The following is a 22,717-nucleotide window of genomic DNA, read 5'->3' as shown; positions in this document are numbered from 1 at the left end:
GAGTCCTAGTTGTAACGATTTTTTTGCGCCTTAATATAGGCTTGCGGACTCATACCTTCTTGTTTTTTAAACGCCCGATTAAAGGTAGCCTTGCTATTAAAACCACATTCCAAAGCCAAGGCTAAAAGCGTTTCACGTTGTTGCCGATTCTCGAGAATAAGGTGTTTGAAATGATCAATGCGGTAGGCGTTGATGAGATCGTTAAAATTTTTTCCAAAACCTTGATTGATGATTTTACTGAGTTGTACGGGATGGATTTGAAAAACTTGAGCTAAGGCAAATAAGGTCAAATCGGGATCCAAATACAATTGATGTTCGGTAATAGCTGCTTCAATTTTTTGGATCCATTCTGTCCAAACGACGGAGTTTTCCATTTCTACTACTTCACTACTATCCGCGCTAAAATCAACAAATGATGAAGTAGTTGTTCCCAAAAGCACTTTGGGAGGCGCCAAATACCATTGAATTTGGGGAGACCAAAATTTGGATTGAAAATAGACTCTTGACACTCCTGCATGGGCGTATCCTGCAATGGCTAAGATATAGCCCCCGACAATGAATCCGAAAAAATACCACCAGGTCGCCCAATAATCGAGGGAAACCCATAATTCAAGGACTATAAAACTAACACGAAAAACCAATAAGGAGAGAAAAATGATTAAAAACCAACGCATCCAAACCAGAAGAAAATCGGCGGCATTACTTAGTACAGATTCCAAGGCTTTTCGGTAAAAATGATAGTAGCGTAACGCCGCTAATCCATAAAAAATCATACTCAAAAGTCCGAGTCCCTGATACCACGGCTGAAAATCTGGATCTTCGCCATTGGTGATAAAATAAGGCTGTTTTGCAATGCCCAAGTCATACAAGGCTACCCAAGCACTCATTAAAAGGTGTAAAAAACCTGGAAGAAAATGAAAGAAATCACGTTTTTGTAACGTAAACCTTGGATTGAGTAACGTCACCAAATAAAAATAGATGACGGGTCCAATCCAAAATAAATGTTGAAAGGGTACGTAAAAAAGAATCGTACGGTAAGGCTGATTGTCATACCAACCCGCAAATCCCAGCATCCATGGTGCAGTGTAAAGATTTACCAAAATCAAAAACCATCCCATCCATAGTGCTGCTTTTTGTTGTTGCACCACAAACTTTCGGAAAAATAGCCCTGCATAAATTGCCGTATGAATCCAAAATACCAATAAAAAAACGCTGTAAAAGTTGTATTGAAAGGTCATTACAAGCCTAGTTTAGGTCGAAGCTACGAAAAATAAAGACGAAATCCTATCGCTCTGAAAACCAATCCTCTGAAAACCAATGCGCTCCCATGGAAGGAATCGTCCACTGCTGTACCGCAATGCGAAACTTCATATAGGCGCCATAGGGCATATCGCCTTCAAATTGAAACTGTGCTTTAAATGGCTTATCTGAAGGAAGCTGCGCTAAAAAGGAGGGAATGTCTTCCACGGCTACCGATTGCTCAAGGATGCGAACTTTGCCCGCTTTTGAGACATGTACTACAATACCTTTTGGACATGTCCCCGTTGTAAATTTTATCCGTTGTACATTTAAAAAAGCCAACCGGCGGGCTTTGGTATCGGAATAGGAAAAGTAATTTTGGGCCACTTCACTCTTGTGCGGACTCGCCTCTTTCTTTTGTAAAACCAAATTAACTTCGGGAATCACCAAGCGCATCGGCAACCGCTTATCGATGTTGAAAATGTAATTCGTGGAGGTAATCGTATTCTTTCGGTTTAAATCGGCCACCGTATCCTTGCCTTTTTGAGCAAAAAAAAGATACACCGGCGACCAATTATCGACTTTTTCTACCACCGTAACTTCCGCTTCAGGCAAAAGAACTTCCTTATTGGCACAAGCGGTTAAAAGGACCAAAAGCCCCCATAAGAGATAACTTTTTTTCATCGAAATTGTTGTAAAAGTTGAATGCATTCCACCGCCTCCTTCACATCATGAACCCGAAGTATGTGCGCTCCTTTTTGCAAGGCAACGGTATGCAACACAGTGGTGCCGTTGAGTGCTTCTTGCGGGGTGGATTGTAGGATTTTATAAATCATAGATTTTCGGGAAACGCCTACGAGTAGAGGAACTTTATGAAAATGAAACAATTCCAACCGTTGCAATACCTCATAATTCTGTTCCAATGTTTTGGCAAAACCAAATCCGGGATCGATGAGCACATCATTTATCTGTAACGCCCTTGCGGCCGCGATGCGCTCCGAAAAATAGTATTGCATATCCGTAACGATATTCTCGTAATCGGTTAGTGTGGTCATGGTTTGCGGCGTACCACGCATGTGCATCATAATGTAAGGCACTTTCAATCGCGCTACGGTGGGGAGCATTTGAGCATCCAACAGTCCGGCAGAAATATCGTTGACCATACACGCACCCGCATGAACAGCAGCTTCGGCCACACTACTGCGAAAGGTATCGATAGAAATGAGAATCTCGGGAAAATAGTCCACCAAACTTTCAATAATGGGTACCACCCGTTGGCGTTCCTCTTCCTCAGCAACCGGCGAAGCATTTGGGCGACTCGAATAACCGCCAATATCGATAAACGTAGCGCCATCTTCGAGCATTTGTTGCACTTGTGCGATCACTTGTTCCCGATGTTGCCACTTTCCACCATCGTAAAACGAATCGGGGGTAAGATTGAGTATTCCCATTACTTTGGGCGTTGATAAATCCAGCAATTGGCCTCGGCATTGTAGCATCATAGGGTGTAAAATAGGAAAACGATTTCGGTGAAAAACAATAGCTAACTTGGGTTGTTTTGGTCGAATTCGTTACATTTGAAAAAATTTCAAACAAAGATACGAGTTAATGCGAAATACAGCTCAAGAATACGATAAGGTCATCGGCATCTGCCGTGATTTGTTTGTCAAAAAAATGACCGATTACGGCAGTGCCTGGCGTATTTTACGGTTGCCTTCTCTTACCGATCAAATCTTTATCAAAGCGCAACGCATTCGAAGTTTGCAAGAAAATGAAGTGCGTAAAGTCGATGAAGATGAAACAGGAGAATTTATTGGTATCATCAACTACTGTTTGATGGCCTTGATTCAGTTGGAACTTGGTGTTGTGGATCAACCCGACATGGATACGGCCACCGCGGCACGTTATTACGACGAAAAAGTGGCCCTCACCAAAGCCTTAATGGAAGCCAAAAACCATGACTATGGGGAAGCGTGGCGGGACATGCGCGTGAGCAGTTTAACGGATTTAATTTTACAAAAGTTATTGCGCGTCAAGCAAATCGAAGACAATCAAGGGAAAACCTTAGTTTCGGAGGGCATTGATGCCAACTACCAAGACATGATTAATTATTCGGTTTTTGCCTTGATCTTAATGGGCTTCGGGCAATAACAAATCGTTAACATCCCCTATACGTTTGGGGTATTACCTTTGTCAAAAAAGTAATTTGTATGAAAAATAACTCTACCCCAATCGCGTGGGGCTTGCGCATTGTTGTGGCCGTATTGTTTATCGTTTCGGCCATTGCCAAATTATATCCTTCCCCCTATTTTGCGATTTCAACTTTTGAAGTGAAGCAATTGTACCCGATGGGATTTTCACCAGAAGTTGCGGTATTCTTTTCACGTACGTTAATCGGAATTGAAATGGCTTTGGGCCTTTTGTTGTTGCAAAACCATTGGTTGAAACGCTTTATTATTCCTGCCACGATTGCCCTCTTAGTGGTTTTCATTGGCCATTTGAGTTATGAAACCTTTATCAGTGGAAATTCGGGAAATTGTGGTTGCTTTGGCGAATTGATTCCGATGACCCCTGTGGAGGCGATTATCAAAAATGTAATTGCGGTTGGACTGCTTTGGTACCTCAACCGATTACTTCCGAAAGGGTCGGATGCGCCTAACTTTTGGGTGTTGACTACTGTCCTTTTTGCCTCCATTCTCGGGATTTTTATGTTGGCACCGATTCAACCGCCCGCTCCTGAATTTACAGTGAGTCAGCCCACCGTAGTCCCGCAAGACACGACCTCTGTAGCCATCGAAACTCCAGATACTATTGCTGCCCCCGTAGCGAAAACAAAAGTCGATACCTTGGCAACTGCCAAAGTAGTTCAAGCCCCCAAAGAGCCTAAAAAAGTGAGCTCAGGCTATGCCAATATGTTTCCTACTATTGATCAGGGGAAAAAGATACTCTGCTACTTCGTACCGGGCTGCGACCATTGTCGGGATGCTGCCAAAGAGCTAACCCAAATGCGAAAAACGAATCCTTCTATGCCTCCTATATCCATTATCTTTATGAATGAGGAAGCCGATTTGATTCCGAAGTTTTTTGAAGAAACGGGCGCTACCTATCCGTATCAAATCATCGAGATTATTCCGTTTTGGAATCAATTGGGCCGTGGAAAAGACACGCCTGGGGTAAAATACCTTTGGAATGGTAATGAAGTGAAATACTGGTGGGGCATTGACAGCAATCAATTTAAACCCGCCGAATTGCAAACGGTGTTGAAAAAGAGCTATGAAGAATTAAAAAAATCCAATCCTAAATTATAACGTATGAAAAAAATAATCCCTTTCGCTGTGATTTTACTTTCCCTCGTATCCTGTGCGCAAAGCACCCCTCCCAAGCAATTTTCGGAGGCTACAAAACAAGAAAAAGTAACCGATTTACAAGGCCAAGAATTATCGTTTGGCGACTTACTCAAACGCCACCGTGGGAAAATTACGGTTATCGAAATCTGGGCGTCTTGGTGCGGCGACTGTGTCAAAGCCATGCCTAAAGTCAAAGAAATGCAAGCGGCACATCCCGATGTTGATTATGTATTTATCTCCATGGATAAAGGGCTTGACAAATGGAAAGCGGGGATTGAAAAGCACCAACTCACGGGCGATCAATACTGGGTGAACGATGAAAAAGGCATGAAAGGAAGTTTTGGAAAATCGATTGATTTGGACTGGATTCCACGCTACATCGTCTTGGATGCTGAAGGAAATATTGTAACCTATCGGGCGATTGAAACCGACTTTGAACAACTTAATGCTACTTTAAAAACGTTGAAATAATGAGAAGAAAAATTGTTGCCGGCAACTGGAAAATGCATAAAAATGCTGAAGAAACAGAAGATTTCCTAAACGAATTAATTGCCGCGCTTCCCGACGATATTGAGGCCGAAGTGATTGTTGCGCCTCCCTTTGTGAATTTAGCTTCGGCGGCTGATCATGTTGAATTTACACCGATTACGGTAGCGGCTCAAAATATGCATCAAGCAGAAAGCGGTGCCTTTACCGGCGAAATTTCGGCTGCCATGTTAAAAAGCATTGGGGTTAATACGGTGATTCTAGGACACTCGGAGCGTCGTGCGTACTTCAACGAAACGGATGCCGCCTTGGCGAATAAAGTAGATACGGCTTTGAAACACGATATGACCGTTATTTTTTGTTTTGGGGAAGAGTTGAAAGACCGTCAAAACGGACAACATTTTAACGTCGTTGAAAATCAGTTACGCGATGGATTGTTCCATATTGACGATAAGGACTGGGCGCAAATTGTCTTGGCTTACGAACCCGTTTGGGCGATTGGTACGGGAGAAACGGCGACCCCAGATCAAGCACAAGAAATGCATGAATTCATTCGCAACACCTTACGATCACGCTACCCTCAAGTGGCGGAAGATGTTTCGATTTTGTATGGCGGTAGTGTAAAACCCGACAATGCGCGTGAAATATTCTCCAAACCCGATGTCGATGGTGGTTTGATTGGTGGCGCAGCTTTGAAAGTGGCCGATTTTGTGGCGATTGCGGAAGCGATTTAATTTATAAGCTCCTGAGACGCTGAGATGCTGAGCTCCTGAGCTCCTGAACAATCGTCAACGACAAACCTCCCCTAGTCTCCTACATTAAGCACCATGCAACGGCTATGCGAACTATGTTGCTATGTGGTTTTTAAAAACATAACCCATTTTTCAAGTTTACTACACAGTAAAATAAGGTAGTAATTAAATTTAACCACATAGGGACATAGGTGTTGAGCTGCTGAGAGGCTGAGCTTCTGAGCCGCTGAGATGCTGAGCTCCTGAGAAAACACCCCATAAACATCACAAATTTACTGCTGTTTACGGATGATGTTTCTGGATTTGAAGGAAAGGTATAATTGCTCCTAGGTCCGGATGCGAACGAGGTGAGGTTTCGTTTCATGAGCACAATAGCCCTTAGATACGATTGTCATTTCGACGTTAGGAGAAATCCCATAACGTTGGGTAAAATCGTGTGACGAGCTGATTGTTTTCATTGAAAGCTGCTGAGAGGCTGAGATTCTGAGATTCTGAGATGCTGAGTCGCTGAGACGCTGAGCCGCTGAGCCGCTGAGCTCCTGAACAATCGTTGTGTGAAGATAGGGATGGGATTTCTCCTTACGTCGAAAGGACAACAGGACGTTATATTTTTTAGCTAGCTAAAAACTTTACCCCTAAGTTGTGCTTCCAAAGAAGTATAAATCCCATAATGTTGCGCGCGGGTTTGCTAAAAAAATATAGCTGGTTTCTTGAAACTTTAGACCCGAAACGGGGGGATTTCTTTTTTATCTTTTTCGCTGGTTTTCGCTGGTTTTCGACTATGATTTTGGGTTTTCGATTTCATGGCTTTTTCATGGAGTATCTATGGAGTATCTAGGGCGTATCCCTACTCCAGCCCATCATTTGGGGCAAAACTAGCGTTTGCGTTCAGAATTTGGAATACATGAAAACTACCCCAACGCTGTTTTATGTACACTCCCGCTGAACGAAGCTACCCCCTTACGTTGCCTTTTTTGGCAAGCGCTATACCACCCCAAATAAGAACTCCTTTTACGCCCCTTTACGGAAAACCGTACCCTCCCCACTTTTCTTTGCTGTAATTTTATGACTTGGGGAAAAAAACCGACTACCTAGAGGAAAAAAACCTTAAAAAAACAGGAAAAACACTAAGGAGAGTTGTCGTAGAATTTTTTAAATTGCAGAGAGGGGTGGGAAATGAATAATGTATAATGTTATTATCATCTTTTAATAACAATTTTACCCGAACAAATGTAAAACATGAATTATAGAAAAGAAATTCAAAGAATCGTATTTTATTCGAAAGAGGATATGGCATTAAGTCATAACCTTATTAAAACTGAAAAACTATTAGAAAATTTAAGTTTAAAACACAATTTAACCTTAAATGATATACTCGAAATTTACAATATAAAACTACATTTCGATAACGGATTATTTTTGCCTAAATGGAGTAAAACTGATAAAATTAATTATGTTGGGATTATTGAAAAAAAATGGTCAACTCTGAAAAATAGATTTATAGAAATCAACGACCAAAATATAGAATCTCTCATAAATGATTTAGAGAATGTTTATATTGGTAGCTTTTGGGAACTAATTAGCAAACTATCAGTTTATAAAAATATCTCTAATCAAAAATTTGCTGAAATTATTGAAAATTATTCGTATCAAATAAATTATATACTTCAACAAGAGAAGATTGTTCAGAAATTCAATAAAGAGATTCGTGAATTTTTATTGACTTACAAAACCACAGCTGAAATTTTGCTTTCTCAATTTGAAAAAAAAAATGATAACAAAAAATCATGTAAATATTATTTCCCTAAAAGCTTGAGTCTTGAAGATAAAGAAAGCATAATAAATACTTATCTAGACTCAGATTTTTGCAACTTAAATTATGTAAGATTAATCGAAAAATCTAAAGATTCTAATGAAATGAAGCTTCAAGATAAAACTAGATACAAAGCTAAAAAAAAGTCAGAGAAGCAAAATAAAGAAATACTAGAGAGTGGACACGTTTGGAATGTAAGGGTTCAAGTTGGACTCAATAAAGACCAAAATGAACCTGTAAAATTGAAAAATGAAAATGGATTATTCGAAGTTATTTACAGTGAAAAATATTTAGATGGAATTGAAAACTATGTAGATTTATTCAAATCTTTCAATTCATTATTTAATTACATTGATGAAACTTCACTAATCTATTTAGTTAGTAAATCATGTGAATTAGATGTGATAGAGCGTGTAATTGGGTTAAAATCAAAAAATGAATATGAAATAGGGGAATTTTTTACTAGAAAAGAAATACTTTCAAATTTACAACTACTTATCATTGAATATTACTTAAATAGAAAAGGAAGTGGAATTGAACTTTTAATTAATTACTTTATAGAACATATAAATCAAATGATTGTACCTAATAAAATAATTTTTAATTTAAGAGTTTCAGATACACCTGAATTAGATAAAATTCGTACATTATTACCCGATTTAGATTTTCTGCTAAAACAATACAAAAATTTAGCTGAATACGGAATGATAGATATAGATCTTCTACATGTAAGTTCAAAACCTATTGGATTTAGTCAAGTTACAAGTAAAAATAAAATAAAGTATATTTACCCGAATGACAGACTAATCATAAATCTTAAACATATATTTTTTTCAGACCAAAGTCATCTGTTTCATACAGAAACTTACGGAACAAAATATTCTAACCTCTTTGACTTATTAACATTCGAGAAAGTCAACTTAGATGATTTTGCTAATTATCAAAAAGATACAATTCAAAGTCTCATTAAAGATGGTTACTTAAAGTTAAATAGTAAAAATATAGTTGAAATTGAAAAAATTACTTTGTTATACATTATTAGAGAAATTCATAGAAATGAATTACTAAGTTATTGGCATTATCCAAAATTCGTAAGAGATGAAGTTGACTTATTAATTAAGGATAAAAAATTATTAGCTGAAAGTACTTTATTTTCTAGGGAAGAAGTAAAATATTTCAATTTTTATTTAAATCAAAAGATATATACAAACGGATACGACTTAAGAAATAAATATTCGCATGGTACTAACACTCTATCTAGTGAAAAACATAAAAGTGATTACAATTTAATACTCAAAATAATTATTCTCATTTTGCTTAAAATTGAGGATGATATAAATTTAAGTAGAAGAAACCACTGTTGAAAGTAATAAGCCGCTATTGCTTAAATGTATAAATTCAACATTGAGTTTACTCATAAAACATTTACCTTAGTAAGAAAAATATCGTTGAGCTTAATCGCAACTTTTGACTTTCAACTTTAAGTTAATTACAATTCTAATTCAAATAAGTAAAAAATGGAATACCCAATTACAAATTACATCGTTGATGAAGATTTAAAAAGCGTAATAAAAGATATTCAAAATGTAGTCAACAGACTCAATGCTAGAAGGGAAAATGGGTTAAATCTTGAATTAAAGAAAAAAATCTTTAAACAAATTAAAATTTCTCATGTATACAATAGCAATGCAATAGAGGGGAATACTTTAACTTTAAGAGAAACTGAAGTTATTTTAGATAATCTTGAGTTAAATGATAAACCTTTAAAAGATCAAATAGAGGCAAAGACTCTAAGTAATGCTATTGACTTTCTTTATGATTTAATTAATGGTAATGAAAAATTAAACAAGAGAAATATGATGGAGCTCCACCAAATTCTACTTACTGGAATACCAAATATAGCGCCAGGAGTTTGCAGAAAAAAAGATGTGAAAATTAAGAATTCAGACCATTCGCCTCCAGAATGGATATTGGTGGAAGAACATTTAGAAAAAATGTATCAATGGTATGATCAAACTACGAGTATATTTCCAATAGTTAAAGCAGCAATACTTCACCATTGGATTACTTGGATTCACCCTTTTGAAGATGGAAATGGGAGGATAAGTAGATTAATTATGAATTTTTATTTATTACAAAATGGATATCCAGAAATAATCATCCGAATTGAAGACAGAGATAGATATTATAATGCTTTAACTGCAGCTGATAAAAAAGACTTAAGTCCTTTGATAGAATTAATTACAGATAAATTATATGAAACAACATCAATTTATGAGGAATTTTTAAATGAGGAAGAAAGAGAAAAAGAATGGATTGGGAAATTTAATCAATCAGTTGCTACCAAGAAAATAGAAACTCATAAATACGATTATGAAGTTTGGCGTTCATCTATGGACGTCTTTAAAACAAGATTCCATCAGTCAATATCTCTAATTTCAGATAAAGTTGATGGCATAGAACTTCAATTTAGAGATTTTCCAATTATAAGTTTTAACCAATATTTAGATATTATTGAGAATAGACAAGTTTCTAATACATGGTATTTTACTCTTGCGCTTGTTAACCAAAAAAAATATAAAAAAATAACTGTAATTTTTTATTTTGAGAGATTTTATCCTCCTATTCAAGTTAGAAAGCCTTTCTACGAAGAAGGCAAGAAAAAAGTTAAAGTTGTAAAGAAAAAAGCTCGTTTCCCATTCATCAAATTGTACGCATCAGTGAGAGAGGCCGGTCATACAAAAAAACTTGACGATAAGATTGAATTTGTTAATGTTGGTATGAAAGGTGATAAAATGATGGTGGGTGTCAAAGATTTTAATCGAAAAGGTTATGTGGAATCCAAAGAAACTCATTTAGCTACTCCAATAATCAGAAAATTAATAGATCAGTTACTCGAGGTTTATATGGATTTCAATCAGTAAGTATGTTAACATATTTTAGACACAAATACCTGGTACCCTACTCCTGCGTGAAACAAAATTCGACGAAGTCAATCCTTTCAAGCAGTAAAAACAAAGCCAGCCGCCGCTACCGTCACCTGGCGTTGCAGTTTTTTAGGTTTAAGGTTTCAAGTTCTAGGTAAAGAAAGCTCCTAAACTCCCGAGCTACCTATGAATTACACTCCCGATTTTTCCGGGCGTTTTTTTGCACTACGGATAGAGGCCTTGGGGAGCTCGGCCGGGGCGGGAGCCCAAGGCCAGCGACGGCCGAAAGCCGGACCCCGACCACAAAAGTGCTTTGAAAACGTGGCGGGATTCGGGGGAGTGCCCAAAAAAATGAACAACCAAGTAACAAACCGTTTGTTGTATCGTCTAAAACATAAACCTAACTTTTTATACGCTTGGAAACAATACTATCGATTCGGAATTTAAACAAACGGTATGGCCGCGTGCATGCGGTGAATGATTTGTCGTTGGACATTCAAAAAGGCAACGTTTACGGGATATTGGGTCCGAATGGATCGGGAAAATCTACTACCCTGGGTATCGTGTTGAATGTGGTTAACCGCAGTTCGGGCGACTATGCTTGGTTTGATGGAAAATTGCCTACCCACGAAGCTTTGAAGAAAGTGGGGGCCATCATTGAACGTCCCAATTTTTATCCCTATATGTCGGCACAGCAAAACTTGGAGCTGGTGTGTAAAATCAAAGGCATCGGGTACCACAAAGTGCAGGAGAAATTGGAACTTGTGGGCTTGTGGGAGCGCAAAGACAGTAAGTTTCGCACCTTTTCGTTGGGAATGAAACAGCGGTTGGCGATTGCTTCGGCCTTGTTGAACGACCCTGAGATTTTGATTTTGGACGAACCCACCAACGGTTTAGATCCGCAAGGGATACGACAGATTCGCGAAATAATTCAGTTGATCGCTTCGCAAGGAACGACGATATTATTGGCTTCGCACTTATTGGACGAAGTGGAAAAAGTGTGTTCACATGTTTTGGTTTTGCAATATGGAAAAGTATTGTATTCGGGTACGGTTGCAGGCATGGGATCGCAACAGAGTTATTGGGAATTACGGTCAGCCTCGCTCGAAGCACTGCAAACGGCCTTGGCCCAGTATCCCGATTTGAGTTCGATTACCCTTGAACAAGATACCGTAGTGGTTCAGGCGAAAAGCGGCTTGGATGCCGGTTTGTTGAACAAATTTTTGAGTGAGCGCGGGATTTACGTGCATCACTTGATGGAACGCAAACGCTCGTTGGAACAGCAATTTTTAACCTTAACCGAAACAAAATCCTAAGACATGAAACGTTTATTAGCCATAGAATTACAGAAAATTTGGTTGAATCGCGCGAGTCGCATCTTGACCCTGACCTATTTTGGAATTTTGAGTTTGATTGCACTGATTGCCTCGATTGAGTTTGATTTGGGTCCTATACACTTTGATGCTTCCGAGCAGGGTATTTTTAACTTCCCCTACATTTGGCATTTGAACAGCTACATTGGGGCGTCGCCGAAGATTTTTTTGGCTTTGGTGATTGTTTCGATGATGGCCAATGAATACACGTACGGCACCTTAAAACAGAACTTGATTGACGGGATGAGTAAGAAAGAATTTGTCCTCTCTAAGTTCTTGACGGTCTTGGTGTTTTCGGGTTTGTCGACGGTTTTTATATTTGTGATTTCCTTGCTTTTGGGATTAATGTATTCAACCTATGACGAGGTAGGCATTATTTTCTCGGAAATGGATTATTTATTGGCCTTTTTTGTCAAGTTAACTGGGTTCTTTAGTTTTTGTTTGTTCTTGGGGGTACTGATCAAACGGTCGGCTTTTGCGATTGGATTTTTGTTTGTTTGGTATTTGATTGAAAATATTGGTTACTTGATTTTTGGAAAACTGATTGTCAACGACTTTGAATTGGCGCGTAGTATTTTCCGATACATGCCTTTGGAAGCGATGTCGGGGGTATTGATTGAACCCTTCACCAAATTGGATATGATTCAAGCCGTTGGAAATCAGGTTGGTGTACTTGAAATCAAAGACTATGCTGTGGATTACGGTTTGGTGGCGGTTGTCTTGGTGTGGACCGGCCTTTTTGTATGGGGTTCGTATGCGTTGATTCAAAAAAGAGATTTGTAGCCTACGAGTGTTAAAATCGTCAAAAAATAAATAGTATGCACGCCTAATAGCGGGGTATTGTTTATTTTTGGGCTATGAATGCAAAATTTTTATCGAACCTATTAACGCTTTTATTTTCAGCGATTTGTTTCGCTCAATTTAGTAAAACGCATTACATCCCTCCGATATCCAATTCGCAAAATATGCCCATTGGATCGAAGTTTCTATACATTTCAACCCCGAGTATCACGCCCATTCAATTTACCATCAAACAATTGGGGAGTGTTAACATCACCGGAACGGTTTCGCGTGATATCCCTTATGTCTTTGATATGGATAGCAGTGGGAGTCCGTTTCAGTTTGTCGTGGATCAGTCGGCGGCGAATACCATTTTACAAGATGCGGGTTATGTGATCGAAGCCGAGGATTTAATTTCGGTTTCGGGTCGTATTGTCGACGCGTCAGGAAACCAAGCGGGTTGTGTGGTTTCGAAAGGGATGGCGGCATTGGGCACCCAATTTCGCATTGGTGGGATGACCAATTTGCTGGTTAACAACTACTTTGAATTGCATTACACTTTTGTGAGTGTGATGGCTACCGAGAATAATACTACGGTTACTTTTAGCGACATCGGCCCTGGTGCCCAACTTGTCAATACCACGGGAAATACACCGCCTCCTGTTTTACTCAACAGTGGCGAAACTTTTGTCATTGCCGTTCAAGGACCCTTAGCGGCCAACCGCGATGCCCTCATTGGGTCACTGGTAACCGCAGACAAACCCATTGCCGTGAATTGTGGATCGGTTGGGGGAACGAATGGCCAAATGTCGAATATCGATACAGGCTTTGACCAAATTGTATCGGTAGAGCGAACCGGGAAAGACTATATTTTTATCAAAAGTACGGGGATGGACAATGTGGAGCGCGTATTGTTGATTGCCCACGAAAACAACACCTCCATCTTTCTCAATGGGAGTACTACGCCGAGCTATCAATTGAATGCGGGGGACTATGTGCAACTTACTGGAGCCGATTACAATGTGAATGGCAATTTATATGTTCGTTCGGATAAAAATATTTTTGCGTACCAAGCGGTCGGCGACGGTTCGCAGAATAACCAAGCGAATCAAGAAATGTTTTTTGTGCCGCCTTTGAGCTGTCAAACCCCGAAATCCCTCGATAACATTCCGTTTATTGAAAAAGTGGGGAATCGAAATTTCAGCGGGCGGGTAACCATTACCACCAAAACCGGATCAACCCTTAACTTTATCATCGATGGAGTCCCCTACACGCTAGCGGGATTGGCAGGGGCTTTTGGCGTAAGTGGTCCCTTGGCTGTAATAGGAAATCCTGACTATGAATGTTATATCATTACAGGTTTGACGGGAAATGTTTCCGTTTTTTCCACTACCGAACTCTATTTGGCCGCTTATGGAAGTGATGGTGCCGCTACGTTTGGAGGCTATTATTCGGGATTTGTGTTCAAACCTGAAGTAGTTTTTCAAGAAGTTGATGTTAACCTCACCAACTGTATTCCCAATGTGTCGTTGAATGTCAATGCGCAAAGTGGATTTGACACTTACCAATGGTATTTCAACAATGTGCCAATTCCTGGTGCAACAACCAACAGTTATTCTCCGACACAGCCTGGCTATTACAAAGTGAAAGCTGCTTTGGCGACTTGCGGGATTGAAATTTTCTCGGATGAATTTCCTGTCAGCACCTGTCCCAATGATTTGGATGGAGATTTGGTCAATGACAACATTGATGTGGACATGGACAACGACGGGATTGCCAATTGCACAGAATCGTATGGGAACCAGTACTTGAATTTACAAAATCCCAGCACAGGAACCCTGACGGTTGGGGCCTTTAGCCGACCCTTTACTGGAACGGTAAGTACGTCTACTACTGCTAGTACGCTTCCGTTTACATCGACAAATGATGGCACTATCGTGACAGATGTTCCCCCCGGAAAAACAAATTGGGTGAAATACCAAGTCAACTTTACGCAACCCATTAGTTTGGGATTGGAATACGCTGCCGTTGCCAACACTGCCGATTTGATCAATGACAAAGGAGAGTACATTATCACCTGTCCCATCAACCAAACCATTACCGTTGACAATCCAGATGATCAGTTGTTGATTGACACCAATTACGACGGTTTCTTTGAGAGCGGCGTGACTCGATTTTCCTCGTTTGAAATTCGTTTTCGATTGAATAGTGCTGTTCCTTTGGCCGCAGGGAGTGGTACGTTTAAATTCCAAACCTACTTGACAACTTCATTGGCCATCCAACATAAAAATTTAGTTGATGATGCGCCCAATCGCGCTACGTTTCGCTTTTATGCCGTATGTGTCCCCAAAGACAGTGATGCCGATGGTGTTGCCGATGCGTTGGACATCGATTCGGATAATGATGGAATTTTAGATGTAGTGGAGTCGCAAGGGCCTACGTTTGTAGCACTTTCTGGAAATGACGCCAACGATGACGGTTTGGATGATATTTTCGGCCCCGCTTATGTCCCCAACGACTTTGACGGGGATGGCGTTCCCAATTATTTGGATTTGGATTCAGATAATGATGGGATTTACGATCTAACCGAAGCCCAAAGTGGCGCTTTGGATGCCAATCTCGATGGAATTATTGATGCAATTCAAATTGGAGCCAATGGGTTGCATAACGGATTAGAAAACGCTGTTGATTCAGGAACCTTGAATTACACGTTAGCCGATTCTGATGGCGATGGTATATTTAATTATGTTGCTTTGGACGCGGACAACGATTTATGTGCCGATGTGATTGAAGCAGGTTTTGCTGATCCAGATGCCAATGGAGTTTTGGGAACAGGCAGTGTCACCGTGAATGCTAATGGAGTGGTTACGGGCGCAGGAGGATATACGCCCCCAAATCCTAATTACAGCATTAGTGCGCCGATCAGCATCACTACAGCACCCCAAGATGTTACGGTTTGTGAATTGCAAAACGCCGTCTTTACTGTAGTTCCCGCAACGCCCGTGGATAGCTATCAATGGCAAGTTTCAACAGATAATGGCACGACATGGACAACGTTAACCAACGGTCCCAATTACACCGGAGTAACCTCCAATACGTTGACAGCTCTTGCCGTAACGCCGGCTATGGTTGGCTATCGCTATCGTGTGGTACTCAACCGAAATGGCAACAGTTGTGGCCTTAATTCGCAGAGTGCGGTATTGACAACCTATGCACTACCTGTCGTGACTACACCGCTTACATTGGTCCAATGTGACAACGACACGGACGGTATTTCGAGTTTCAACCTAACGCAAAAAAATAATCAGATTTCGGCCAATGCCGCCAACGAAACGTTTACTTATTTTACTTCTCAAACGGCAGCCCAAACCAACGATGTAACCCAACAAATTACGGGGGTTACTGCATACACGACGACCAATACTACGGTATGGGTTCGCGTTGAAAATGCCAACCAATGTTTCCGCGTAGCCCGTTTGAATCTCATTGTTTCGGCCACTCAAATTCCCGCCGGAACGAGTTGGCAATTTACCCAATGTGATTTTTACGTCAGTCCCCAAGACACCGACACCGATGGCATTGCAACTTTTAATTTCAGTAGTGTTAGCGGGCAGATTCAAGCATTATTACCCAATACTGCCACGTATACGATTTCGTATTATAGAAACGAAGCCGATGCTTTGGCCGAAAATGATAGCAATGGAAATTCCTTAGCGATCACCAATCCCGCCAATTATGCCAATATCGGGTACCCCAACACACAACAGATCTGGGTTCGCGTTGACAGTAATGTAGACAATGCCTGTTTTGGATTGGGCCCGTACATTACCTTGACCGTACAAGCCTTACCCACTATTTTCCCCTTGGGCAATGGCAATGTTATTCGCGCTTGCGATGATGACCAAGACGGTAGTTTTACCTTCAATACGGCTACGTTGCAAAGTAGCCTTCTTCAAGGGCAAACGGGTGTTGTTGTGGAATACCTTGCTGGAAATGGGACGCCAATTCCTGCACCGTTTCCTCCTACCTATACGGTAACCGGTACCGAAACGATTCAGGTAAGAGTAGCTAATGCCAACAACATTCCTGTGGATGGGCCCTGTTTCCGTACCACTACGGTAACTTTTATTGTTGATGATTTACCCGAATTGTTTGCGGTAGCCCCCAATCGATTTGAGGTTTGTGATGATGAAACCGATCCCGCGCTTCAAAACGGCACGGTAGCTTTTGACACCACAACGCTCACGCAAGATTTACTTCAAGGGCAAACTGGATTTACGTTGACCTACACCTTGGCCAACGGTACAGTTTACGCCAATCAACTCCCAAATCCGTTTATCAGTGGAACACAAACGGTTTTGGTCACATTGACCAATCCAATTAACACGAACTGTTCGGCAACCTATCCGCTATCCTTTGTGGTGCATCCAAGGCCTTTGGTCGACATCAATGCCCAAGGCTGGGATGATACCTTGATTTGTTCTAATTTACCTTTTTTCACTGCCACTCTAACAGCCGATGTGGCGCAAGACAACTTGATTCCCACCTACACGTACCAATGGTATTTTGAGGGAACCCTCATTCCGGGGGCAACCCAGTATAGCCTCACGGTCAATCAAGAAGGGACGTATAGCGTTGAAGTTACCAATCCTCAAGGATGTACTGTTGTGCGCGTTGTCGAAGTGAACAGCTCTGTTATTGCGACGATAGATTCGGTAACCGTTGTAGATTTGGTCGATAATAACACCATCACGGTAAACGTTTCTGGCAATGGTGATTATGTGTACAGCATTGATGAATCGTATGGCCCGCATCAAAGTTCAAATGTATTTACGCAAGTCCCCATGGGCGTGCATACGGTCTATGTAAAAGACTTAAATGGATGTGGTATAGCTTCCTATTTGGTCACTGTGTTGGGCATCCCCGCCTATTTCACACCCAATGGCGATGGATTTAATGATACTTGGAACATTCGGGGCGTTACGAATACTTTTTATCCCAATACGCAAATCTTTATTTACGACCGTTATGGGAAGTTATTGAAACAAATCGGGGCATTGGGCGCGGGTTGGGACGGTACTTATAATGGAGCCTTACTGCCAGGCGATGATTACTGGTATGTCATTCAACTGGAGGACGGTCGAATAGTGAAAGGAAATTTTGCCTTGAAGCGTTAGCCTGAATGCTTAAAAAGCATATACTAAAAAAGCCATCAATGAAAGAATTGATGGCTTTTTTTATTGTTAGAATGGAGGTGTTACACCATAGCATTTTTGAAACGCTTACGATCGTTTTCGCTCAACAAAATTTTACGCAAACGAATCGACTTGGGTGTTACTTCCACATACTCATCTTTTTGAATATATTCTAAAGCTTCTTCAAGAGTAAACTTGATGGCGGGAACAATACGCGTTTTATCATCGGCGCCCGCAGAACGGAAGTTGGTCAACTGTTTGGTTTTGGTAATGTTAATCACCAAATCATCCGCACGAGAGTTTTCACCGACCACTTGTCCTTCGTAAATATCTTCGTTGGGATCAACAAAAAACTTACCACGGTCTTGTAACTTATTGATGGAATACGGAATGGCTTTTCCATTTTCCATAGAAATCAACGAACCGTTAATACGACCCGAAATATCTCCTTTTAAAGGTTCATACCCGATGAATCGATGCGCCATAATAGCTTCTCCCGCAGTAGCCGTCAACAATTGATTACGCAATCCGATGATTCCACGAGATGGAATGTTAAATTTGATAATCATTCGCTCGCCACGGGGTTCCATACTCAGCATTTCCCCTTTACGAACCGTTACGAATTCGACCGCTTTACCCGAAACATTCTCAGGTAAGTCGATGGTTAATTCTTCAATAGGTTCACATTTTTGCCCGTCAATTTCTTTGATGATAACTTGGGGTTGACCGATTTGCAATTCATACCCCTCGCGACGCATGGTTTCGATTAAAACAGACAAGTGCAATACCCCACGACCAAACACCATGAACTTATCGGCCGAATCGGTTTCGCTCACGCGTAAGGCCAAGTTTTTCTCTAGTTCTTTGGTCAAACGATCTTTGATATGGCGTGAAGTAACGAATTTCCCCTCTTTACCAAAGAACGGAGAGTCATTGATGGTAAACAACATACTCATGGTTGGTTCATCAATCGCAATACTTTTTAAGGCTTCAGGATTTTCAAAATCAGCGATGGTATCTCCAATTTCAAACCCTTCAATACCTACCAAAGCACAAATGTCTCCCGCGTGTACTTCGGCTACTTTTTTACGGCCCAAACCTTCAAAAGTATGTAGTTCTTTGATTTTGGATTTGGTGATTGAACCGTCTCTTTTCACTAAAGAAACAGGCATATTTTCACGCAGCGTACCGCGCTCTAAGCGTCCGATAGCGATTCGACCCGTAAACGATGAAAAGTCCAACGAAGTAACCAACATTTGAGGGGTTCCTTCTGACACTTTAGGCGCAGGAACATGATTCACCACCATATCCAACAAAGGTTCGATAGATGTGGTCACGTTTTGCCAGTCTTCGGACATCCAGTTATTTTTGGCCGAACCATAAACTGTTGGGAAGTCCAACTGCCATTCCTCGGCACCCAATTCAAACATGAGATCGAATACTTTTTCATGCACTTCCTCAGGAGTACAGTTTTCTTTATCCACTTTGTTGATCACCACACAAGGTTTCAACCCTAAGTCGATGGCCTTTTGCAATACGAAACGTGTTTGGGGCATCGGACCTTCAAAGGCATCAACCAACAAACATACGCCATCGGCCATATTCAATACCCGTTCTACTTCGCCACCAAAGTCGGCGTGGCCTGGTGTATCGATAATGTTAATTTTGGTTCCTTTGTATACCACCGAAACGTTTTTGGAGGTAATGGTAATGCCGCGTTCGCGTTCTAAATCATTGTTGTCCAAAATTAAATCGCCGGTATTTTCGTTTTCGCGAAACAACTGGCAGTGGTACATAATCTTGTCAACCAAGGTGGTTTTTCCGTGGTCAACGTGGGCAATAATGGCAATATTTCGTATTGATTCCATGTGATTTTTTTGAAGGCGCAAAGGTAGTTTTTATTTTCTGAAATCAGGCATCCTCAAGGCAATAGTTTTACGCTATGTAAAAGTGAATTAATACTACAACATGTTTTTTATCCTATTTTTTTGTTATTTTTGGAATAATGAAACACACAAACCCACGTTTTTTTCTTCCGGTATTCCTCACCTTATTTGCCCTGATTTTTACAGGTATGGTTGTGGTTACACAATGGAACAATCCATCATGGCAGCTGGGAATCGGATTGGGTTTGGCGTTGGGAATTGCGCTTTTTACGACGTACTTTCTAGCGCAAAAAATTGGAACTACAGAGCGCTACATGGCGCAGTTTGAATCGGAATTCTCAGAATTGTCTATTTCCAACGAACGTTTTGAAATTGTTTCCAAAGCTACAAGCGATACGATTTGGGACTGGGATGTTAAAACCAACAGTTTTATTTGGAACAAAGGAATACAAGGTGTTTTTGGGTATAAAAAAGACCAGGTTGGGGCCAATTTACAGTGGTGGTTTGACAAAATTCACCCGGAAGACAGTTTAAAGATGTCGGTAAAACTATATTCGTATATCGCCCAACGTTCGGATAAATGGCAGGATGAATACCGATTTATGGACGCCAATGGGCAATACCGCTATGTATATGACCGTGGATTTCTGGTCAAAGATGAGGAAGGCAATGTGGTGCGAATGATTGGTGCCATGCAGGACGTCACTCGACAAAAAGAAGAAGAACAACGATTGCGTTTATTGGAAACGGTAATTATTCAAAATCGTGATACCGTATTGATTACCGCTGTTGGTGCCTCTGAAAATGCTGAAGATCAAATCGTATATGTGAATCCCGCTTTCGAGAAAATGACAGGATACGACCAAGCAGAAGTTTTACACCAGTCGGCTACCTTCTTTTTTAAACGTATTCAAAACAAAAGGGATGTCAAAAAAATTGCCGATGCCTTAAAAAAGAAAGAGGCTTTTACCTTGGAAACCCTGACCAAACGTAAGGACAACACTAACTATTGGGTGAATTTAAGTTTGATTCCCATTACCAACCATGAAAATCAACACACGCATTGGATTTCCATTCAACGCGACATCACCGAGGAAAAAGAGCAGGAAAAAGAACGCGAACAATTGATTAAAGAATTGACACAAAACAACTCCGACTTAAAGCAGTTCTCTTACATCACTTCTCACAACTTACGCGCTCCTCTCTCTAATTTGACCGGATTATTAAATTTGTTGGAGGATATTGAAATTGAGGATTATGAATTAAAAGAAATCCTTCAAGGATTTAGCAAATCAACCCAACAACTCAACGATACAGTCAATGATTTGGTGAATATCATTATCATCAAAGACAGTTTAGCTATAGATAAAGAGCCGATTGTGATACGGGATGTGTTTGAAAACATCTTTAACCAACTCAGTTTTTTAATCAGCAACTTAAATCCAATTATTAAACTGGATGTCGATAAAGTAAATACCTTGTTCTTAAATCGCTCGTATTTTGAAAGTATTTTACTAAATTTGACTACCAATGCACTCCGCTACAGCGATCCTTCCCGTCAATTGAAAATTTTAGTCGCTGCTAAAAATTTAGGCACCGAAACACAAATTACCTTCAAAGACAATGGCTTGGGAATTGACCTCAAACGCCATCGCGATAAAGTATTTGGACTATACCAACGTTTTCATGACAATCCCGACAGTAAAGGTTTGGGCTTATATTTGGTCAAATCGCAAGTAGAGTCCATGGGAGGAAGCATCACAATAGATAGTGAGGTAGGCGTAGGAACAACATTTACGATTACCTTTAAAAACAATTAAAATGTACAAAAAAATACTCTGTGTAGACGATGACCCCATTACATTAATGTTATGTAAAAAAGTCATTCAAAAGTGTGAGTTTTCCGAAACCATTGAGATTGCCAACAATGGAGAAGACGCGTTAGCCTATTTAGAGTCGTTTTCGCAAAAAGGAATTACACCGACAACCGATTTGCCCGAACTTCTTTTTTTGGATTTGAATATGCCCGTAATGGGGGGCTGGGAATTTCTAGATATCATTACGGAACGACGTTACAACGAAATTTTTCCACAGCTAAAAGTAATTGTGCTCTCCTCGACTATAGACCCAAAGGACATCGAAAAATCAAAATCGTATCCTATGGTATTGGACTTTTTATCGAAACCGATAACAAGAGAGATGCTCGAAGAGTTAAAGAATAACAACACATAAAAAAAGCCTCCGAATTGGAGGCTTTTGCATACTATACTATAAAAATAGATTACAGTTTGTTGACGTGTTTCGTTAACTTGGACTTCAAGTTGGAAGCCTTGTTATCATGAATGATGTTTTTCTTTGCTAACTTGTCAATCATAGAAATAACGCTTGCCAATTTGGCTGCTGCATCTGCTTTATCCGTAGACATACGCAACGCTTTCACGGCATTACGTGTTGTTTTGTGTTGATAACGGTTTAAAACTCTTCGTTTCTCGTTACTTCTAATTCTCTTTAGCGCTGACTTGTGATTTGCCATTGTTTTGTAATTTAATTGTAATAATTATTTATAACTATTAGTTAAAAAAGAAAAACCTCCCACAATTACTCGGTAATCACTTTGGTTTTAACTAATAAAACAACGATTTGAGACACAAAACCTTTGTTTTACAAAACTAATTTACAACTAATTTGTAGCCCGTAGGGGAATCGAACCCCTCTTGCAAGAATGAAAATCTTGAGTCCTAACCGATAGACGAACGGGCCATTTGAGTGGCAGTAACATAAAATGTCACACTTCAATTGCCTTTATTTTGTAGCCCGTAGGGGAATCGAACCCCTCTTGCAAGAATGAAAATCTTGAGTCCTAACCGATAGACGAACGGGCCTACTGCTCAAATGCGGATGCAAAAATACAACTATTTT

General features: G+C 40.3%; 16 protein-coding genes and 2 tRNA genes. 11 read left to right on the top strand and 7 right to left on the bottom strand.

The annotated features are described in order from the left end of the window. Positions 1–5: 5 nt before the first annotated feature. Genes BUC17_RS06755 through folP form a run of 3 tightly spaced genes read right to left on the bottom strand, consistent with a single transcriptional unit; the run spans position 6 to position 2,741 of the window. Positions 6–1,238: a helix-turn-helix domain-containing protein gene (locus BUC17_RS06755; protein WP_073362828.1), complete on the bottom strand. Its 1,233-nt coding sequence runs from the start codon at positions 1,236–1,238 to the stop codon at positions 6–8. Between the two features lie 46 nt (positions 1,239–1,284). Beyond that, the gene (locus BUC17_RS06750) at positions 1,285–1,923 is read right to left on the bottom strand and encodes a hypothetical protein (RefSeq protein WP_073362826.1); all 639 of its coding nucleotides are present in this window, start codon (positions 1,921–1,923) and stop codon (positions 1,285–1,287) included. Further along, a complete protein-coding gene (gene folP / locus BUC17_RS06745) occupies positions 1,920–2,741 on the bottom strand; it encodes a dihydropteroate synthase (protein WP_073362825.1) in 822 nt (273 codons plus the stop codon). The genes BUC17_RS06750 and folP overlap by 4 nt, the downstream gene beginning before the upstream one ends. A gap of 106 nt (positions 2,742–2,847) precedes the next feature. On the opposite strand from folP, the gene BUC17_RS06740 reads away from it, so the two are divergent. From BUC17_RS06740 to BUC17_RS06695, 9 genes are all read left to right on the top strand, one after another. After that, the gene (locus BUC17_RS06740) at positions 2,848–3,390 is read left to right on the top strand and encodes a DUF1599 domain-containing protein (protein WP_073362823.1); all 543 of its coding nucleotides are present in this window, start codon (positions 2,848–2,850) and stop codon (positions 3,388–3,390) included. A gap of 59 nt (positions 3,391–3,449) precedes the next feature. Continuing rightward, positions 3,450–4,547: a MauE/DoxX family redox-associated membrane protein gene (locus BUC17_RS06735; protein ID WP_073362822.1), complete on the top strand. Its 1,098-nt coding sequence runs from the start codon at positions 3,450–3,452 to the stop codon at positions 4,545–4,547. A 3-nt stretch (positions 4,548–4,550) separates the two neighbouring features. Beyond that, complete coding sequence (locus BUC17_RS06730) at positions 4,551–5,057, top strand: TlpA family protein disulfide reductase (protein WP_073362821.1); 507 nt, start codon at positions 4,551–4,553, stop codon at positions 5,055–5,057. Next, on the top strand, positions 5,057–5,806 hold the full coding sequence (tpiA, locus tag BUC17_RS06725; RefSeq protein WP_073362819.1) for a triose-phosphate isomerase: 750 nt from the start codon (positions 5,057–5,059) through the stop codon (positions 5,804–5,806). The genes BUC17_RS06730 and tpiA overlap by 1 nt, the downstream gene beginning before the upstream one ends. 1,257 nt (positions 5,807–7,063) lie before the next feature. After that, a complete protein-coding gene (locus BUC17_RS06720; RefSeq protein WP_073362818.1) occupies positions 7,064–9,001 on the top strand; it encodes a hypothetical protein in 1,938 nt (645 codons plus the stop codon). A 153-nt stretch (positions 9,002–9,154) separates the two neighbouring features. Beyond that, the gene (locus tag BUC17_RS06715) at positions 9,155–10,561 is read left to right on the top strand and encodes a Fic family protein (protein ID WP_073362816.1); all 1,407 of its coding nucleotides are present in this window, start codon (positions 9,155–9,157) and stop codon (positions 10,559–10,561) included. A gap of 419 nt (positions 10,562–10,980) precedes the next feature. Further along, positions 10,981–11,880, top strand: a complete 900-nt coding sequence (locus tag BUC17_RS06705; protein WP_073362813.1) for an ABC transporter ATP-binding protein — start codon at positions 10,981–10,983, stop codon at positions 11,878–11,880. 3 nt (positions 11,881–11,883) lie between these two features. Next, the gene (locus BUC17_RS06700) at positions 11,884–12,720 is read left to right on the top strand and encodes an ABC transporter permease (protein ID WP_073362811.1); all 837 of its coding nucleotides are present in this window, start codon (positions 11,884–11,886) and stop codon (positions 12,718–12,720) included. Positions 12,721–12,794: 74 nt separating this feature from the next. Further along, positions 12,795–17,894, top strand: a complete 5,100-nt coding sequence (locus BUC17_RS06695) for a T9SS type B sorting domain-containing protein (protein ID WP_073362809.1) — start codon at positions 12,795–12,797, stop codon at positions 17,892–17,894. Positions 17,895–17,974: 80 nt separating this feature from the next. Here BUC17_RS06695 and typA read toward each other — a convergent pair whose 3' ends face one another. Beyond that, the gene (gene typA, locus BUC17_RS06690) at positions 17,975–19,780 is read right to left on the bottom strand and encodes a translational GTPase TypA (protein WP_073362808.1); all 1,806 of its coding nucleotides are present in this window, start codon (positions 19,778–19,780) and stop codon (positions 17,975–17,977) included. A gap of 137 nt (positions 19,781–19,917) precedes the next feature. On the opposite strand from typA, the gene BUC17_RS06685 reads away from it, so the two are divergent. Further along, a complete protein-coding gene (locus tag BUC17_RS06685; protein WP_073362806.1) occupies positions 19,918–21,618 on the top strand; it encodes a sensor histidine kinase in 1,701 nt (566 codons plus the stop codon). 1 nt (position 21,619) lies between these two features. Beyond that, positions 21,620–22,030, top strand: a complete 411-nt coding sequence (locus BUC17_RS06680; RefSeq protein WP_073362804.1) for a response regulator — start codon at positions 21,620–21,622, stop codon at positions 22,028–22,030. A gap of 49 nt (positions 22,031–22,079) precedes the next feature. Here BUC17_RS06680 and rpsT read toward each other — a convergent pair whose 3' ends face one another. The 3 genes from rpsT to BUC17_RS06665 form a co-directional block, all read right to left on the bottom strand. Next, a complete protein-coding gene (gene rpsT / locus BUC17_RS06675) occupies positions 22,080–22,331 on the bottom strand; it encodes a 30S ribosomal protein S20 (protein WP_073362803.1) in 252 nt (83 codons plus the stop codon). Positions 22,332–22,486: 155 nt separating this feature from the next. Further along, positions 22,487–22,558 (bottom strand) — tRNA-Glu (locus BUC17_RS06670). 50 nt (positions 22,559–22,608) lie between these two features. Beyond that, positions 22,609–22,680, bottom strand: a tRNA-Glu gene (locus BUC17_RS06665). Positions 22,681–22,717 lie beyond the last annotated feature (37 nt).

The sequence above is a fragment of the Flavobacterium fontis genome (assembly GCF_900129405.1).
Taxonomy (GTDB): Bacteria; Bacteroidota; Bacteroidia; order Flavobacteriales; family Flavobacteriaceae; genus Flavobacterium; species Flavobacterium fontis.
Note: the sequence above shows the minus strand (reverse complement) of the source record. Positions and strands in the feature narration are given on the sequence as shown.

Coding starts and splice junctions, on each gene's coding strand:
- tpiA (WP_073362819.1), top strand. CDS start 5,057: ATGAGAAGAAAAATTGTTGCCGGCAACTGGAAAATGCATAAAAATGCT.
- typA (WP_073362808.1), bottom strand. CDS start 19,780: ATGGAATCAATACGAAATATTGCCATTATTGCCCACGTTGACCACGGA.
- BUC17_RS06700 (WP_073362811.1), top strand. CDS start 11,884: ATGAAACGTTTATTAGCCATAGAATTACAGAAAATTTGGTTGAATCGC.
- BUC17_RS06735 (WP_073362822.1), top strand. CDS start 3,450: ATGAAAAATAACTCTACCCCAATCGCGTGGGGCTTGCGCATTGTTGTG.
- BUC17_RS06730 (WP_073362821.1), top strand. CDS start 4,551: ATGAAAAAAATAATCCCTTTCGCTGTGATTTTACTTTCCCTCGTATCC.
- rpsT (WP_073362803.1), bottom strand. CDS start 22,331: ATGGCAAATCACAAGTCAGCGCTAAAGAGAATTAGAAGTAACGAGAAA.
- BUC17_RS06750 (WP_073362826.1), bottom strand. CDS start 1,923: ATGAAAAAAAGTTATCTCTTATGGGGGCTTTTGGTCCTTTTAACCGCT.
- folP (WP_073362825.1), bottom strand. CDS start 2,741: ATGATGCTACAATGCCGAGGCCAATTGCTGGATTTATCAACGCCCAAA.
- BUC17_RS06715 (WP_073362816.1), top strand. CDS start 9,155: ATGGAATACCCAATTACAAATTACATCGTTGATGAAGATTTAAAAAGC.
- BUC17_RS06740 (WP_073362823.1), top strand. CDS start 2,848: ATGCGAAATACAGCTCAAGAATACGATAAGGTCATCGGCATCTGCCGT.
- BUC17_RS06695 (WP_073362809.1), top strand. CDS start 12,795: ATGAATGCAAAATTTTTATCGAACCTATTAACGCTTTTATTTTCAGCG.
- BUC17_RS06755 (WP_073362828.1), bottom strand. CDS start 1,238: ATGACCTTTCAATACAACTTTTACAGCGTTTTTTTATTGGTATTTTGG.
- BUC17_RS06685 (WP_073362806.1), top strand. CDS start 19,918: ATGAAACACACAAACCCACGTTTTTTTCTTCCGGTATTCCTCACCTTA.
- BUC17_RS06720 (WP_073362818.1), top strand. CDS start 7,064: ATGAATTATAGAAAAGAAATTCAAAGAATCGTATTTTATTCGAAAGAG.
- BUC17_RS06680 (WP_073362804.1), top strand. CDS start 21,620: ATGTACAAAAAAATACTCTGTGTAGACGATGACCCCATTACATTAATG.